At 37.8% G+C, this 17,247-nt stretch carries 17 protein-coding genes and 1 tRNA gene; 16 read left to right on the top strand and 2 right to left on the bottom strand.

The annotated features are described in order from the left end of the window. A complete protein-coding gene (locus J8Z25_RS14680; protein WP_250661049.1) occupies positions 1-900 on the bottom strand; it encodes an IS5 family transposase in 900 nt (299 codons plus the stop codon). Positions 901-1,007: 107 nt separating this feature from the next. On the opposite strand from J8Z25_RS14680, the gene J8Z25_RS14675 reads away from it, so the two are divergent. Further along, entirely contained in the window at positions 1,008-1,154 is a 147-nt protein-coding gene (locus tag J8Z25_RS14675; protein WP_250661289.1) for a hypothetical protein, read from the top strand. A gap of 320 nt (positions 1,155-1,474) precedes the next feature. Beyond that, the gene (locus J8Z25_RS14670) at positions 1,475-3,016 is read left to right on the top strand and encodes a hypothetical protein (RefSeq protein WP_250661288.1); all 1,542 of its coding nucleotides are present in this window, start codon (positions 1,475-1,477) and stop codon (positions 3,014-3,016) included. A gap of 489 nt (positions 3,017-3,505) precedes the next feature. Here the strand turns inward: J8Z25_RS14670 and J8Z25_RS14665 are convergent. Beyond that, positions 3,506-3,581, bottom strand: a tRNA-His gene (locus J8Z25_RS14665). A 279-nt stretch (positions 3,582-3,860) separates the two neighbouring features. Between J8Z25_RS14665 and J8Z25_RS14660 the strand changes: the two genes are divergently transcribed. The 14 genes from J8Z25_RS14660 to J8Z25_RS14595 all read left to right on the top strand — a co-directional run bounded on the left by J8Z25_RS14660 (position 3,861) and on the right by J8Z25_RS14595 (position 17,217). Then, a complete protein-coding gene (locus tag J8Z25_RS14660; protein ID WP_054563554.1) occupies positions 3,861-4,679 on the top strand; it encodes a mechanosensitive ion channel family protein in 819 nt (272 codons plus the stop codon). Between the two features lie 36 nt (positions 4,680-4,715). Then, positions 4,716-5,495, top strand: a complete 780-nt coding sequence (locus tag J8Z25_RS14655) for a DUF481 domain-containing protein (RefSeq protein ID WP_130050448.1) — start codon at positions 4,716-4,718, stop codon at positions 5,493-5,495. 107 nt (positions 5,496-5,602) lie between these two features. Next, complete coding sequence (locus J8Z25_RS14650) at positions 5,603-8,284, top strand: SLBB domain-containing protein (RefSeq protein ID WP_178926292.1); 2,682 nt, start codon at positions 5,603-5,605, stop codon at positions 8,282-8,284. A 33-nt stretch (positions 8,285-8,317) separates the two neighbouring features. Beyond that, a complete protein-coding gene (wecA, locus tag J8Z25_RS14645; protein ID WP_250661287.1) occupies positions 8,318-9,370 on the top strand; it encodes a UDP-N-acetylglucosamine--undecaprenyl-phosphate N-acetylglucosaminephosphotransferase in 1,053 nt (350 codons plus the stop codon). Between the two features lie 34 nt (positions 9,371-9,404). Beyond that, the gene (gspG, locus tag J8Z25_RS14640; protein WP_130050451.1) at positions 9,405-9,800 is read left to right on the top strand and encodes a type II secretion system major pseudopilin GspG; all 396 of its coding nucleotides are present in this window, start codon (positions 9,405-9,407) and stop codon (positions 9,798-9,800) included. Continuing rightward, positions 9,800-11,449, top strand: a complete 1,650-nt coding sequence (locus tag J8Z25_RS14635; protein ID WP_250661286.1) for a GspE/PulE family protein — start codon at positions 9,800-9,802, stop codon at positions 11,447-11,449. The genes gspG and J8Z25_RS14635 overlap by 1 nt, the downstream gene beginning before the upstream one ends. Continuing rightward, positions 11,449-12,651 (top strand): type II secretion system F family protein, encoded by a 1,203-nt coding sequence (locus tag J8Z25_RS14630; protein ID WP_130050453.1) that lies wholly within the window; start codon positions 11,449-11,451, stop codon positions 12,649-12,651. Before J8Z25_RS14635 ends, J8Z25_RS14630 begins: the two co-directional genes overlap by 1 nt. After that, positions 12,651-13,058, top strand: coding sequence for a type IV pilin protein (locus tag J8Z25_RS14625; RefSeq protein WP_250661285.1), 408 nt, complete (start codon positions 12,651-12,653; stop codon positions 13,056-13,058). The genes J8Z25_RS14630 and J8Z25_RS14625 overlap by 1 nt, the downstream gene beginning before the upstream one ends. Further along, entirely contained in the window at positions 13,055-13,486 is a 432-nt protein-coding gene (locus J8Z25_RS14620; RefSeq protein WP_250661284.1) for a PulJ/GspJ family protein, read from the top strand. The genes J8Z25_RS14625 and J8Z25_RS14620 overlap by 4 nt, the downstream gene beginning before the upstream one ends. Further along, a complete protein-coding gene (locus tag J8Z25_RS14615) occupies positions 13,479-14,159 on the top strand; it encodes a PulJ/GspJ family protein (RefSeq protein WP_250661283.1) in 681 nt (226 codons plus the stop codon). Before J8Z25_RS14620 ends, J8Z25_RS14615 begins: the two co-directional genes overlap by 8 nt. Further along, the gene (locus J8Z25_RS14610) at positions 14,156-15,013 is read left to right on the top strand and encodes a type II secretion system protein GspK (protein ID WP_250661282.1); all 858 of its coding nucleotides are present in this window, start codon (positions 14,156-14,158) and stop codon (positions 15,011-15,013) included. Before J8Z25_RS14615 ends, J8Z25_RS14610 begins: the two co-directional genes overlap by 4 nt. Positions 15,014-15,021: 8 nt before the next feature. Beyond that, positions 15,022-16,164 carry a hypothetical protein gene (locus J8Z25_RS14605; protein WP_250661281.1) on the top strand — a complete coding sequence of 381 codons (1,143 nt, stop codon included), beginning with the start codon at positions 15,022-15,024 and terminating at the stop codon, positions 16,162-16,164. Beyond that, on the top strand, positions 16,161-16,727 hold the full coding sequence (locus J8Z25_RS14600; RefSeq protein WP_250661280.1) for a GspMb/PilO family protein: 567 nt from the start codon (positions 16,161-16,163) through the stop codon (positions 16,725-16,727). Before J8Z25_RS14605 ends, J8Z25_RS14600 begins: the two co-directional genes overlap by 4 nt. Then, the gene (locus J8Z25_RS14595; RefSeq protein WP_250661279.1) at positions 16,720-17,217 is read left to right on the top strand and encodes a hypothetical protein; all 498 of its coding nucleotides are present in this window, start codon (positions 16,720-16,722) and stop codon (positions 17,215-17,217) included. The genes J8Z25_RS14600 and J8Z25_RS14595 overlap by 8 nt, the downstream gene beginning before the upstream one ends. Positions 17,218-17,247: the final 30 nt, after the last annotated feature.

Below are 17,247 nucleotides of genomic sequence, written 5' to 3'. Positions count from 1 at the left end.
TTACTGATATTTAGGCAGACCAAGGGTGTTGATCTTATTTAGCGCCTTCACTTTGATCATCGCTTCAACCAGCTGGCGATTGTAATCACGCGCATTTAGCTTAGCCCCCATCAACTGTTTAAAACGGTACATCGCTGTTTCTGCTAATGAGCGCACATGATATCCACTGAGCTTTTTCCATTGTGCGATTCCTAACTTATTGCACAACATGACAGCCTCATTGCGTGGATGCTTATCAGTCCACAGCCGTGCATTCTCTCTCGGCGGGATAGCAGGTATCGCGCCTTTTTCAGTAATTTCTGCATAGCAGCGGCGGCTATCATAAGCACCATCAGCGCTCACTCTATCTATACGCCGGCGTAATGGTCTTATCAAATCTTGGAGGGTCTCGCCGTCGGTGACGTTACTGAGCGTCATTTGCGCCCCCACAATATCATGCGTGTTGGCATCCACCGCAAGGTGCAGTTTTCGCCACTTTTTTCTTGCCTTTACGTGGTGCTTCTGTGCATGCCATTCACCTTCGCCAAACACCTTAAGTCCTGTGCTATCAACTACAATATCTACAAATCCAGTGGTGCGGACTTTACTGCGAAATTTAATATTCAACTCAGCACTGCGCTTACACAGACAACTGTAGGTTGGGGCTTCAAGCGGAAGCTTCATCAAAGATAATACCGATTGTGTGAACCCTTGTAGTGCCCTGAACGACAAGCCAAAGACAGCTTTGAGTGTTAAGCAAGTTTCAATAGCAAGATCAGAGAAATGATTAGAGCGGCCACGCCCACCGTGAGTACATTCGTTATACCAATGACGCGTTGCTTTTTCGTCAAACCAGAAGCGAATATTACCGCGGTTAACGAGGGCTTGATTATAGTGAGACCAGTTTGTGATTTTGCTCATTGTTGTTGCACGGGCTAGTAGGATATAGATGATCTGATCACAGGCTGGCAAGATAGTTCAAACTTTTAGGAAACAACGCCCCTAATATACAAAAACAAGGTGAAAAGTTGATTGTAGTATCAGGAGGGGTTGAACCAACTGATACTGATTTCAAATTTTTTAAAAATATTAATAAATTTATAGAATTAGATTTTGGTTTTATTTACGAATCACCAGAGTATTCAGGTAATTTTATTGAGCTAAATTACGATTAAGTACTTGAATAGAAATCATATTTGTAAGGGCTATTAACATCCACGAAGGTCAGAAAATAGGGTGGAATCTTTCCTCTGTAAAGCGTTTCTGTTTGTTGGCGAATTTGTATGCAATCTCGCTTTTGGAACATAATTGAGCTTTTGATTGTGCTAATTGATAGTCCATCAATTATTTAGGCCTGAAATTTCTGGTCTGTCACCAACTACACCTCAAACTTAGTGTGATGGAGACACTATGAGTCAAAATAGTTTTTGGAATGCTCAATATTACATGATTTAGTTTTAATATTTATATAGTCGAATGGAAGTATGTGGGTGGAATGAAGTCAAGAGATGATTTTTCAAAGGCTACTAAGAAGGAGCTGGCAGAGAGAGTGGGCCATTTGTGCTCTAATCCTGAGTGCAGAGTACTAACAAAGGGTGCAAAAACTGATTCTAATGGTACTGTTGGAATAGGGGTTGCTGCTCATATTACAGCTGCCGCTATTGGTGGACCTAGATATGATGCATCCCTAACAAAACAACAACGTAAAAGCTTCGATAATGGTATCTGGCTTTGTCAGAGCTGCGCTAGGATCATAGACGTAGATGTTGCTAAATATTCAGTATCGTTGCTTAAGTCGTGGAGGGCTCAAGCTGAAGAGTTTTCAAACACTAATATTGGTAAGAAGATATATGATGAACACACTGTTAAAAAGGAGATTATAAAAAGTACTATAGAGCATATTTCTGGATGGAGCGGTTCGTCATCGTCAGATTTAGCTATCAAAGCTATACAGATAAAGGAAGCTGAATTATCTAGTTTGGATTCACGCTTTAATGTTACTACCAATATCATAGACGGTAAAGTTAGTTCTCTTATTGAGCCAAAGTATCATGATATTGAGCTCAAAATAGCTGCCGCAGACAAAAATGATGATACTTTGTACAGCTGTCTTTTAGGGCTTGAAGAAGAAGGTAGAGAGTTTTCTATCGACACTAGCAAAATAAATATAAGTGGTTCACCGCTTTTTGAGCAGATGATTGCAAGACCTGGTGGGGTTTTTCAAGCTGGAGCGGTAAAACAAAAAATCCAATGTGAACTATACGCAACTAACAATGATGAAAATTTATTTTTGGCAAGTTGTAGAGCGCACATTTATGGAGGTACTAAGAAGACCATTATAGAGGGTTTAGCACTTAATAGCTTTTTATCATTTTCGACCGAGATGTCAGATATAAGTAAGTCAACATTTTCTATCCGAACTAGTTCGTGGTTAGGTAAGAAGTTAAGTAAGCTTCCATTTTTTCCAAAGCTGATTAAGGCTATAGATATATTGAGCAAGTCAGGGAAATTGAAAGTTGTGCATGATCACCCTGAACTTGGTGAAATTATCATTGCACAAACTAATTTGTCGGATAAGGGGGAGGTATTTATTGGGCAAGTAGTATCTTTGCTGAAGTATGTTCACAAAGCTCGTATTGTTAACAACTATTTAAACTCAGATCTTACTTATCAGTACTTCAATGCTTCGGAAGAAGAAGTAAAAGCATTAGATGAACTCAGTGATTTAATAGGTAGCCCAGTTATAATTACAGCTGATCAAATTGAATCCAATCCAAAGTTAAAAGTGTTACTTTGTGAAGGTTTTTGCGAAGATGAAAGTTTCATAGGTACTCCTAATACTTGTATACGAATTTACGGGCCAGGAAGTTTAAAGCAATTGTTCAATCAGGCTATTCCTGAGTATTTTATTCGCCATCAATACAACAATGTGGGTGTTGCAACTAATGAAGAGTTAATTGAAAACACTGAAGTAGAGCTAGAATTACAGATGAGTGATAGCAGCCAATACATAAAGTCTGTAACGCAATATAAGTGAACCTGAGCACATTCAGATTAAGAGTTTTAATTTGTATTAACCTCTAGGTAATTAATCGGAAGCTCGGATGTAAAACATAATAGGTTAGTAATTACCACTTCACCTAACAGAATATAGCTATTCTCCTGCCCCAAACGTTTCCACTTATAAATGAGTTAGTTCAATGTCAGTTTTCATAGTTAGTAAAATATGATTAGGGATATTATCAAAACGCTCTGAATTGCATTGAACGCGAAGGCAGTAAAGGGACAAGAAAACCTACCTTTGAATCTCTTCTTATTGCCTTTAAGTTATGTTGCTGTTGATAAGAACTTTATTGGAAGTAAATAGATTAAACAGTAACTATCCATTCCTAGCCACTCACAGTAAATAAACCGGGCTGTTAGTTTGTAGTCAGTTTAATATTGAAAGCTAGAAGCAGTTTCATTATTTAAATAAATTTAAATTGTTGAAAAAATTCTAATTTTTAGATTTACTAAGGGGGAAGAGTGGGGCGACTGATGGGGCTTGAACCCACGACAACCGGAATCACAATCCGGGGCTCTACCAACTGAGCTACAGCCGCCACTGAGATACACCTCGTTTGGTGTGGCGCGCATATTACATAATTAAGTTTAGCTTGTGAACCCCTAAAATGAAAAAAGTCGAAAAAACTTACTTGTCTCAGAAAATTCAGAAATAACCCTTTGGTCAGCTGGCATTCAGTTTTGCAGATTAGACTTGCGTTTTTTGTAATTGAGCAAATAATCATTTCTTAGTTTTGCGTGTAATTTAATGATTTTTTAACCAAAGATCATATATAATTTGCACAGCGTCATGCTACAAATGAACTTCAGGAGAGAACATGGATACAATAATGAACTGGATCAACGAGAATTCAGGTTTAATCATACATTACGCCGTTCAGGCGGTTCTAGCGCTAATCATTTTCTTCATCGGTGGTCGCATCGCTAAATTCTGCGAAGGCTTAACCGAAAAAGCATTTGATAAAAAGAAAGTCGATAAAGCTGTAGGTTCATTTGTTGCTAGCATTGTCTATGCAATTGTATTTGCTGCAACAATCTTAATGGCATTATCTCAACTTGGTATTGAGACAACATCGTTCATTGCTATTTTAGGTGCGGCAGGTCTAGCTGTAGGCTTAGCACTTCAAGGTTCACTTTCTAACTTTGCATCAGGCGTTTTAATCATCTTACTTCGTCCTTTCAAATCAGGTGACTATGTAGAAGCTGGTGGTAAAGCGGGTACAGTTAAGAAAATCGAAATTTTCTCTACAGAATTACGTACACCAGATAACAAAGTAATTATCATGCCTAACTCATCAATTATGGGCAGCCCAATTACTAACTTCTCTCGTGAATCAACTCGTCGTATCGATTTAGTTATCGGTGTTGGTTACGATGCAGATCTTAAAGAAGCGAAAGCAGTACTTAAATCAGTTTTAGATAAGGAAGAGCGCTTATTAAAAGACCCAGCATACACAGTAGCTGTATCTGAGCTTGCAGATTCAAGCGTAAACTTTGTCGTTCGCCCTTGGGTTAACTCAGCTGATTACTGGCCAACGTATTTCGATTTAATGGAAAACATTAAGATCGCATTAGATGATGCCAACATCACAATCCCATTCCCGCAAATGGATGTTCATTTGCACAAAGAAGACTAATAAGTCTAACTTACAAGTAGTAAAGGTTATTTTTTAATGAAATTAAAAGCTTTATCAGTTTTAGTTGCAGCAAGCGCTGCAACTAGCGCATTCGCAGCAGATGAAACCAAAACTTGGGATGTAACCAGTGAATTAGGTGCTATCGTAACAAGCGGTAACACTGAAACAACCACACTTAAAGGTGGTATCAAGGTTCTACATAACCTAGAAAACTGGAATAACGAGTACAAGTTAGACGGTCTTTATAAAGAAGATGAGATCGAAAACGACCAAGGCGTTAAAGAAACACAGCGCACTAACGAAAAGTACTCAATCTCTGCACAAGGTAACTACAAGTTAAACGAAAAGCATTCACACCTATTCATTTACGGTTCGCACGTATCTGATTACTTTGGTGCATACCGCAACGAATCTGTTATCTCAGCGGGTTACGGTTTACGCTTAATCGACCGCTCTGATATGTGGTTAAACGCTGAAATTGGTCCGGGTTATAAATACTTCCAATACCCTGATAACAGCACAGAAGTTGATGACAACGGTGAATCACTTGCTGGTGAGCGTGAAGGCGAAGTAATCGCTTTAGGTAAAGTTGACTATAACTGGCAAATTTCAGACAGTGCACGTTTTACTCAGTTAGTATCAGTTGAATATGGTGATACCAACACTAAAACACGTTCAGAGTCTGCAATCCTTGCTAAGATCAACGGCTCATTACAAATGAAAGTGGCTTACAACATCACCCACAACTCAGATGTTGCGGATGATAAAGAAAACACAGATACAGAAACGTCACTAACGCTAGTGTATAGTTTCTAATGTTTTTCAGTTGAGAATGAATGGGTAAACTTGTTTACCCATTTTTTTTGTTTATAAAATGATGTAGTATGCCGCGGTTATCTTTATTTTCTTAGAAGGGAAACTTTGTGAAGTTTTTTAGACTTGTAATTGCGCTTTTTATCTCGCTTTTATTTATTACTGAAGCTCATTCAGTCACTCCAACTAAGCAACAAATCGAACAATTTAAAAAACTCCCCAAATCTCAACAAGAAGCACTTGCTAAGAAGTACGGCTTAGACCTCAGTATGTTAGTCTCGGCAGACCAAAACGAAAATCAATCTACGAATGAAGTCTCAGATACTGTAATGCCTAGAGGCATGTTTGACGATAACGAAGATAACAAAAAAATTACAGCAGAAGAGAAGTTCAAACCAGAAGAAGATGAGTTAAAACCATTTGGGTATGAGCTTTTTTCTGGCGAACCAACCACTTTTGCTCCGTCAGAAAGTGCACTTGTACCTGATAGTTACATTGTTGGGCCTGGTGATACTTTTACTATCAACTTGTTTGGTAAAGAAACGTCCGCAGAAGAGGTTATTATAGATCGCGAAGGTCGCTTAACTATAAGTAATCTTAAGCCGGTTACAGTTAGTGGCATGCAGTACAGTGATGTCGTGAGCTTAATAAAAGCGAAAGTTAAACAGGAAATCATTGGTACAGAGGCTTATGTATCAATGGGAAAAACGCGCTCAATCCGCATAATGGTTTTAGGTGAAGCTTATAAGCCTGGTGCATATACAGTTCCTTCTCTAGCTTCAATTACACATGCATTATTTGTGAGTGGTGGCGTGTCTGATATTGGCTCACTTAGAAATATACAATTAAAGCGTGCAGGAAAAACAGTAACAACTCTCGACTTATATAACCTATTGATAAAAGGTGATAGTAGTAACGATGTCATTTTAAAGCCGGGTGATGTTGTATTTATTCCACCAGTTGGTATGCGAGTGAGTGTTGAAGGTGAAGTACGTAGACCAGCCATTTTTGAGCTTAAAAAAAATGAATCTAGTCAAGATTTAATAGCTATGGCAGGTGGCTTTAATGCAGCTGCATATCCGCAGAAAACAGTTGTAGAACGCTACACAGGTAATAGTTCGAGAACCGTCCTGCAACTTAACTTATCTAAAAGAGATGCATATAAACCAAATGATGGAGATGTAATTCGCGTTCCATCTTCTAGTAAAGAATTAGACAATGCAGTGACTCTGCTTGGTGCTGTTGCTCATCCAGGTAACTACGCGTGGCATGAAGGAAAAACTGTCAGTCAGCTATTTGGTTCTCTAAAAGCAGATTTACTGCCAATTGCAGACTATGATTATTCATTAATTGTTCGCGAGACTAACTTACGTGGTGATATTGAGTTACATCAGTTTTCCCTCATAAATGCAGTAAGTGGTGAAGAAGACCTAGAGCTAAAGCCTCGCGATATTGTTGTTGTATTTAGTCGTTTCCAATCTTTAGAAAGTGAAGAAAATGCCCTCGCAGGCATGGCTTTGACTAAAGAGCAGTTAAAACAACAAGAAAAAATCAAGCTTTGGGATGAGTACGAAGAGCGAAAGTTTTATGAATTTATCGATCTTGGTTCAGCTTTGGATAAGGAACTAGCTGAGACACTCTCTAAAGAAAAAGAGCAAGAAGTTCTTTCTATCACAGAATTGCTCACAAGTAAGGAAGAATTAGAAGAGCATGAGTATGCTGTTTTTAGTAGAAAAAGGTTGCTTAAACCTATTTTGGCTAAACTGAACCAGCAAGCAAATTCTGATGACGGATTACAAATTATAGGTATTCGTGGTGAGGTATTTTACGAAGGTGTATATCCAAAACCTGTGAATGCATCAGTGAAAGGAGCGCTGCTAGCTGCTGGTGGCCTAAAAGAATCTGCCTATTTGAAGAGTGCTGAAATAACTCGCTTTGCAGGAAAGTCTAATTTGGAACACATTAGTATTGATTTAGCTAGATTAGTTAATGATGAGTCAAGCTCATCATTTGAGTTACAAAGCAAAGATACAATTAATATTTACCCGATTCCAAATTGGCAGCAAGATAGAAAAATTAATATTGTTGGCGAAGTAAAATTCCCAGGTGTTTATAGTATTTCAAAAGGCGAAACGTTAGCCGAAGTAATTGAGCGAGCAGGCGGTTTTACTGAGTTTTCTTATCCTGAGGGTGCTATTTTTACGCGTGAGGAAACTCGAAAACAACAGCAGCAACAACTAAAGAAGTTATCTGAAGACTTACGCCGAGATATTGCTTCTAAAAGTTTTAACAACTCTATCACGGATGCGTCACTATCGTATCAAGATATGAATAATTTAATAAATGACTTAGCGAATGTTAGGGCTGTTGGTCGTTTGGTTATAGATCTACCATCAATTATGAATGGCCAGCGTCATTTAGAGGTAGAAGATCAAGATGTACTATATATACCTTCAAAACGCTCAAGTGTAAGTGTTGTAGGTGAGGTTAACTTTTCAGGCTCACACCTTTATCAGGAAGAGCTAAGCCTTAATGACTATTTAAGCCGCAGTGGTGGTTTAAAGCAACGTGCTGATGAAGACCGTATTTATATCATTAAGGCAAGTGGTTTAATTGAAGTGCCAAATGAAGGGTCTTGGTTTGCGGTTAATAATAATTCTCAGTTATCGCCAGGTGATACTATAGTAGTACCTTTAGATTCTGATTATATTGATAACCTGACTCTTTGGAGTACAGCAACACAAATAGTGTATCAAATGGGCGTAGCTGTAGCGGCTATCAGTTCATTATAACAATGAAGTATGTTTCTTAATTAAGGCTTCATAATGACCTTTGAATTCATAACATTGATGTTTGCATTTGTTTTTTCATACATCATAATTTTGGCGATTACGCCATTAGCTGTAAAATTTGGCTTAGTCGATAAACCATGCCTGCGTAAACAGCATACCGGCACCATCCCTTTAATTGGTGGATTGTCAATCTTTTTGGCTGTGGCAATTTCGATTATGGCATTTCATCCACTAACAGTGAAAATTGTAAGTTACTTAGCTTGTGCTGCGGTGATTGTAGTTTTGGGGGTTATAGATGATTACCGTCAATTAGGTGTAAAAATTAGGTTAGGCGTCCAAGTTCTAGTTGCTCTTGTGATGATCTACAGTAGTGAAATATACATTCATAATCTGGGCAATCTATTTTTAATGGGTGATATTGATCTTGGTTGGTTTGGTATAATATTTACAGTGATTAGTGTCATAGCTTGTATTAATGCCTTTAATATGATCGATGGCATTGACGGTTTAGCTGGCTCACTTAGTATTCTCACCTTATTATCTGTCTTTATTTTAATGCTGTTTAGTGGTAACTATGCTTTGGTTTATTTACCGCTTATTATTGTTGCGACCGTACTACCTTATTTAGCGTTTAATCTAGGTATTAAAGGCCATAGAAATAAGAAAATTTTTATGGGTGATGCGGGTTCTATGTTTATTGGTTTGAGTGTTATTTGGTTTCTAATGGTAGGCACTCAGACAACCGAATCAGCATTTAGACCTGTAACAGCGTTATGGATTATTGGTGTGCCTTTAATGGATATGATGGCAATAATAATTCGCCGTAAACGTAAGGGGCTATCCCCGTTTAGTGCTGACCGCGATCATTTGCACCATATCTTTATGCGGGTAGGATTTAGTTCTCGCAGGGCGTTGAGCTCAATATTGTTTTTTGCCATAATTTTGAGCGGTGTTGGCATTCTAGGGGAAGTTTTAAATGTTCCTGAATGGATAATGCTTGCCCTATTTTTGATTGTATTTGTGTTTTATTCTTTAGCACTACAACACTGTTGGAAAGTAGCAAGATTTCTTAGACGAAAAAAATAGACGTCAAAAAATAACTAAATTTAAAGAGAGTTTTATGAAAAAAAATAATGGTTTTACGATGATGGAGCTACTTGTTGTTATTGTCATCTTAGGGCTTTTAATGTCACTGGTCGCGCCTAAGTTTTTTTCTAAATTAAGTTCATCAGAGCGTAAAATAGCAGCAGCACAAATGTCATCATTTGAAACCGCTATTGATACTTATCGACTTGATTTAGGTAAATACCCAACAGAACTTTCTCAGTTACGTAAAAGTGATGATCCACGTTGGGATGGTCCTTATTTACCAAAAGATATCCCGTTAGATCCTTGGGGAAACCCTTATGTCTACAAGACCCCAGGTGAAAATGGCAATCCATACTCGCTAAAATCATACGGTAGTGATGGTAAAGAGGGTGGTACCGACAACAATGCGGATATAATACATCAATAATGCAATTACATGATTTATTAACAGAAAAGTTTAGTGTTGACCCTCAAGATCTTACACGAGCCTTAAATTATCAGGCAAAATATAGCGGAAGGTTAGAACAAGTACTTGTAAACATGGGGAGCTTGCCAGAAGATCAAGTTCCTTTGTTACTAAGTGAATATTTAGGTATCCCACTGTTTACTAGTGAACAATACGCTAACTTTTCTGCACTAGACATCGATAAGCCTATGCTTGATATGTTTGTTGAGCAAAGCTGGTTACCAATAACTGACAATAAAGAGCACATTTCCTTTGCTTGTAAGGATCCACTTAATCAAGTAATGAATGATTGGTTAAGTAAAAATAATCAATCTTATTCTTTATTCATTGCGAATGAAGTTGATATTCAATTATTAGCAGCAAAGTACGAAGAGCCTCTAACAGATATCGATGATGATAGTCCTTTAGATGAGGAAGAACGCCTAAAAGAATTAGCTACAGAAGCCCCTACTGTAAACTTACTAAATTCACTAATTAGTAGAGCATTACGCCAAGGTGCATCAGATATGCACTTAGAGCCTTACCAAGGCCGCTACAGGGCGCGTTTTAGAATTGACGGTGTGTTGCATGAAGCTGAAACTATTTCGGCTCGTAAACAACTGCCAATAATTACGCGTTTGAAAATCTTGTCGGGAATGGATATCGCTGAAAAGCGCCGCCCGCAAGATGGCAAAATCGAAATGAAAATTGCCAATCAAGAGCTTGATATTCGTGTATCGTCATTACCATTAAATGATGGTGAATCAGTCGTTATGCGTTTTCTAAGAAAAGAGAACGTACGTTACGATATGTCCGTTTTGGGTTTATCAGATGACATTGATGAATTGATCCGCGAAGATATTAAAACAACAGCAGGGGTTGTGTTATTAACCGGCCCTACAGGTTCTGGTAAAACAACAACCTTATATACATTTTTGAACGCACTAAATAATGATGATGTAAAAATTATTACTTTAGAAGACCCAGTAGAATACCAATTACCAGGTATAAATCAGGTGCAAGTTAATAGTGATATAGGTTTTGACTTCTCAGCGGGCCTGCGCTCTATAGTTCGTCAAGATCCTGATGTAATTATGTTGGGTGAAATACGAGATAAAGAAACTGCTCAAATTGCATTACAGTCTGCATTAACTGGCCACTTAGTATTTAGTACTGTTCATACAAATGATGCTGCAAGTGCTTATACTCGATTACTTGACCTTGGTGTAGAAGAGTTCTTGCTCAATGCCGCACTGGTGTCGATAGTTGCACAGCGCTTAGCACGAAAAGTATGCAGCAATTGCAGTGAACCTGATCCCGATGCACAAAAGCTTATAGAAAAATATAACCTGAATCAGTTTGCGGAGCGCTTTAGTATCAATACGATTAATTTAGTTCGAGGGAAAGGGTGTGAGCATTGTTCTCATACTGGGTATAAAGGCCGAATGGCCGTAACAGAGTATTTACGCTGTGATAATGAAATTAAAGCAATGCCAAAAGATGCTGATTTCATACCTAAAGCTAAAAATCATAACCACTCGCTTAATCGCCGAACCTTACTCGAGGATGGTTTACACAAAGCGGTACTAGGTCATACAACTATTGATGAAGTAATACGGGTCGCAGGTTAATGGCGCTTTTTAATTACAAAGCCTATGATTCATCTGGCGCAAAATCAGAGGGGCTTATTGAAGCAACCTCTGAGCAAGATGCAATTAACAAATTAAAAGTTCAAAAGTTACTGCCATTTGAAGTTAAAGAAGAGCAAAAAAGAGCAACGACCGGTGTGCTTTTTCAAAGCAAGGTATCCTTAGCCGACCTAGAATTTTTAACAGCAGAGTTAAGTTTGTTACTTGCAACTGGAGTTAGGATTGATCGTGGCCTAGACATTATTAGGCGAACAAAAGCTAAAGCTGCATTAGCACAAATGCTTGCTAATATTAGCAGTAGCATAAAAAAAGGAAGTAGCCTTTCTCAAGCACTCAGAGCTTATCCTGATGTATTCGATAACCTTTATTGTAACTTAATTGAATTAGGTGAAGCTTCAGGAAACTTAAGCGAAATATTTGCTGGTATCGCCAAAGATCTTAAGTTTAAACGTGAACTACAACGAAAAATTGTAGGTTCACTTACTTATCCATGCGTTATTTTATTTGTTTGTATTTTAAGTATTTTTTTCATATTTAATTTCATCATTCCAAAAATGGCTGATATGTTTGGTCAATTAAGCTCGCTCCCTTGGTATACTCAGCTCATGTTATCTATTAGTGAGTGGATGAATGACTATCAAGTGTTCTTGGCATTGGCGGTTATTGCTTCAGTCCCTGCCCTTATTTGGGCAAGTAAACGTAAAGGTTTTCAGCATTGGTGGCATAAAACAGCACTAAAATTACCTGTAATAGCGAATGCGAGCGCCACAGTTGAGCGCATACGTTTTAATAGTGGTTTAAGTTTGATGTTGAAAGCTGGTGTACCTATTGACCAAGCATTAGAACTGGCTGCGGGTAATATCAAAAATCACGTATTACATCATGAAATGACAATTGCGCGAAAAAAAGTAAAACGTGGTAGTCAATTAACTCCAGCATTACAGCAAACTTCTTTATATCCACCATTTTATATTTCACTGCTTGAGGTGGGGGAAGAGTCAGGTAATTTAGATATCGTTTTCGATGAAATAGCAAATCGTTCACGGCAAGATTTTGAAACCTGGACAGACAATATGACCTCGTTAATTGAGCCATTAATGATTTTATTTATGGGTGGTTTCGTCGGTGGTATCGTCGTGATAATGTTGATGAGCATGATCTCTTTAAACGACGTAGGCTTCTAATGACGGGCGCAAATAATAAATTTGCATATGGTTTTACCCTTATCGAGCTTATTATCGTTTTAAGTATTGTTTCATTATTACTGTCGGTTGTGGCGCCAATTTCAGTCAAAGCAGTAGACAAAAGTGCAGCAAGAACTGAGCTTCTAACAACACGGAATTGGATTAAAAGTATTGCATTTCAATCTTTTGTAGAATCGCGTTCGTATCAACTTGAGCTCAAAGGCGATATGCTTTATTTATATCAAAGTGATACAAACCAACTAATAAAAACAAAAAAATTAGAATCATTACGGTTTGATGCACTGCAAGTAAACTTCAATAATAATGGAATCGTTTCACCTACACAGATCCAAGGCTATTTTCGAGATGAACCGCTAATGATAAGTTTAGAGTCCTCATCAAAATGAAAACAAAGCACCAGTTAGGCTTTACATTAGTTGAGCTGCTTATCGCGACTATTATTTTATTCTCTTCGCTTGCAGCCGTTTCGCTTATTTATAGGGGCGCCTTTATTGCCAGTGAAAAAGCGAGCAACCATGTAAAAATGGTTGCTAACCTCCCTGCACTGATAACGCAAATCCAACAACAAATAAAGTTATCAACTTCAGAACAGTCTACCTTGTCAGGCAGTGGAGTCGGCTGGGGAGTTGAATATCAATGGCAGGCTGCAATTGTGCAAAGTAAAGTTGTTGTAGATGAGGCAATGACTCTTGAATTTGGTAGACAGGCTGCTGAAAAAAAACAAATAAATTTGTGGCAAGTCACTCTCATAGTTAAACGAAATGGTATTGAAAAAAGCTATACATTTAATGAAGTGAGTTGGCACAATGCATAAACAGCAAGGGTTTACTTTAATCGAGCTGCTGATTTCCGTGACGTTGCTTTCCCTCATAATGTTTACTGGAAACTATGTATACATGCAATTGGCTTCTCGTTGGGACAAGGAGCTTGGTAGCTTTGAGCAAGATATTGAACAGACAAAATCAATCTATATATTGCAAAACATCTTAGAGGGTGTAGAACCGTACCTGATCAAGAATAATCGAGGACGCCCAGAGATGTTTTTTGTTGGCGCTGAAGACAGCCTACTGATGATGACCAAAAATGGTTATACAGATACCAAAAATCCTGAGCTTGTGAGATTAACAGCTGTTCAAAATCAACAAGGTCGCTTTGAGTTAGTTTATCAGTCGATTTCAAGTGCTGACATGTTATTAATTAACTCTGAACAAAACATCGAATTTTCAAATAAGTACACACTCTTGAACGATCTTGATAGCGTTACTTTCAGTTATTATGGTTGGAGTTCTCTTGAGCAAAAAGCACTGCAAGAGCCAGGCGAAAAACCTTTTTGGCAACCGACTTATTCAGGTCTAGATCAACAGTTAACACCTCTAGTAATCAAGCTAACCTTAGTCAAAAAACAGCAGCTAATGGAATTTTACTTCCAATTAGATAAAGAGCCTAATCGTTGGTTTGGTAATTACATTCAAACGGGTGAATTATGACAAAGCAGCGTGGAATAGCTCTTGTACAGGTATTATTAATCGTCGCAGTCGTTTCTATTTTAGCCTTATACTTTACGCAGTCAGCCCGACAGCAAGTAAAAAGCGCAACTATGATGGTTGATAAGGCCCAAGCCTTAGTTGAGTTAAATAACGCCCAAGCGAATATCGTATTTTCTCTGCTGACTGAAAAGTTAACACCTATCCCTAGTCCTCCGGCTAACAATCCTCAAATTACAACGTGGAACTTTTATGGTGAGCCTTTTAAAACAACCAACAATGTTGAAGTTCGGTTACAAGATTTACGTGGTTTGCTAAATATTCACTACCCAAATCAAGCACGCTTAAAGCGATTGTTGACCTACAGCGGCTTAAATGATTATGATGCCCAGCTTGCGATGTTGCAGATTATAGCTTGGCAGAGTTTAGAGAAGCGTTCAGACTACATTAGTGATGGCACTGTTGCGCGTAATGCAGCTATTCATGATATTGAAGAGCTTGGGCATTTGGGGTTGCCGTCGAAGCAATTAGCAGTACTTGCTGAAAACACAACGCAATATAAAAAAGGCTCATTCAACCCTATGAATTCGCCTAATACGTTACTTTATGCATTATTAAGTAACGAAGTTGCAGAGTATGTTATTATGCAACGTAAAGCCAATAGGTTAACGGTTAAAGACTTTGTCCAAGCAACTGGCATAACTGAAAGTGATGATATTATTTTGTACCCATCTAATTTATTCAGGGTATCGTTAACATCGAGAGTTGGGCAGGCGGTAGTAAATAAAACAATATACTTTCATTTGCAACCAACAAAAGATCCGGTGATCAATGAAGTAGCTGTGAAGACGCGATAGAGAGCATAATGATTAATAATAAAATTAAGCTATTGTTTAAAAAATGGCTATGTAAAGTGGTTGCTTTTTATACTGATCAACCCTATGAACTTGTGCTAAATGAGCACAATCAATTTGCTTTAAAACCATCATCAGACACACAATCAACGAAGTGGTTATTAGTTGTTGGGTGTCAACACTACAATGAGCAACTCAATGCTTACCCTATTGGTAATAAAAAAGAATTAAAGCAGTTACTAGAGATTGAGAAAAAAAGTAAAGATAAACAGCAAGCTACCACCCAGACCTTAGTAACTGTGATGGCGGCAGAACAAAGCCAAGTAATGCAATGGCAATTTGCTAAAGACTTACCTAAAGCGTGGTTTACGCTACCTGAGTCGTTATTAATGAGCCAAACAGTCAATGATGGAGAAGTGATTTTAAATACTCATCATAATGCTAGCTTCATCACTAAACATCAGAAGAATGTTTGCTCATCATTGCAAAGTAAAATAATAAATAGCCCTGAACGCTTCGCTAGTATGTTTGGTATTCCGTTAAGCAAAGTAATCAATATTAATACAGAGCAAGAATATTTAGAGCGGGTAATCAATGGGTTGTATGCTGTACCTAAGCAATATTTACAAGCCTTCTTAAATATTTCAGTCAACATATTTAACAAACGCCTAGCTCTTCGATACAGTGCTATTTTTGGCGGTATATTTGTTGTCTATGGTTTATTAACTAGTGGCTACTTAGTTTTCAAAATGCATCAGCTAGAAAGTCAACTCGACGCTAACAAAGCAACAGTCAACAAAGCGCTAAATACATTGAATGTATATATGACCAGTCGTGATGCTTTACAACAGCGACAGCAATTGTTGCAACAACTTCCTATAACTAGCCCGGTTTTTATGGTTATAAGTGATTTATTTAATTCTGCAGAATTGAGTAGTATAAGCTGGCAAGAAGGACGCTTTGTTTTGAGAGGTAAGGCAAATAAAGCGACCGATGCACTTGCGACTGTTATGCAAGATAGTCGAGTGGAAGATGCTAAGTTTGATTACCCATCGCGTAAAGAACGCGGTGGTGAAAGCTTTGTTATTAGTTTTGTTCTAAATACAGGTAATGATCAAGTGATACCTGCGGTGCCTGAGCAGGGGGTGCAATGAGTCAGTTACAACCAAAGCAGCAAATAGCTTTAGTATTGTTAGCGGTTTTATTAGTGCTTAAGTTTGCGGTAGTCCCACTACTTGATTGGCAAGATGAGCAAATAGGCGTAATTAACAACTTACAAAAGCGTGCTACAAAATCGCAAACTGTAATCGATAATCAAGCTACTATTGATTCTCAGCAACAGCAAATTAGTAAGCAGCTAGAGAGTATTAATCGATTATTTGTCGAGCCACAAAAAGATACAGAGTTCAAACTTGCTATGCAGCAAAAAGTTGAGCAGTTGATGGCAAAGCATAACCTACAGATAAACAACAGCAACTGGTTAGTCAGCCTTAAAGTAGCTAATGACAGCTTGATGCGTCATCAACTTAGATTAAACATAAGTGGTAAACTGATAAACTTTCAAACTGTGTTGGTGCAACTAGAAACGAACACGCCATTAATGCAAGTTAGTGATTTTAATATGCGTATGAAAGGTCAAACAGCGCAAGAGCTTGGTCAGGTTGATGGTACAATTCAGCTAAGCTTTTATATGCAACAAGGAGAACCTAATGAATAGAGCAATACTTATTCCTAGCGTTCTTATTTTATTGTTATTAACTTTAGATTTTAGCAATCGTTTAATTTTAGAAAGTACCAAAGCAGATAACGACTTCAACCAGAAAAGTTTAAAGGCGATGCCTTTGCCATTACTATCTGAGTCAACAAGGCAAACACTAGAGCAAGTGTACAAAAAATACAGCCAACCCGTACAAAATACACAAGTAGCAGAAAAAGGCTTATCTGCGGCTGAACAAGCAGAGCAAAATGGTGAACTAATTAGCGTATTTGCTGGCGATTATGAACTTAAACTAAAGGCTGTAATCACTACAAATGAACCTTATGTATTAATAGAACAAAAAAATATAAATGACGATAATACACAACTTGTTAAGTATGGCGATATGCAAACAGTGCATGGGTATAGCTTAAAAGTATTGTCAAATACCGAAGTTGAGCTTACTAAAGGTCAACAAAAAATTACTTTAATCATGTATCAACGTGGTTGATAAACAACTAGTTATAGTGTACGGAAAATT

Source organism: Pseudoalteromonas sp. SCSIO 43101 (assembly GCF_023650775.1).
GTDB lineage: Bacteria > Pseudomonadota > Gammaproteobacteria > Enterobacterales > Alteromonadaceae > Pseudoalteromonas > Pseudoalteromonas apostichopi.
The sequence above is the reverse complement of the archived record's forward strand: the minus strand, read 5'-3'. Positions and strand labels throughout refer to the sequence as shown.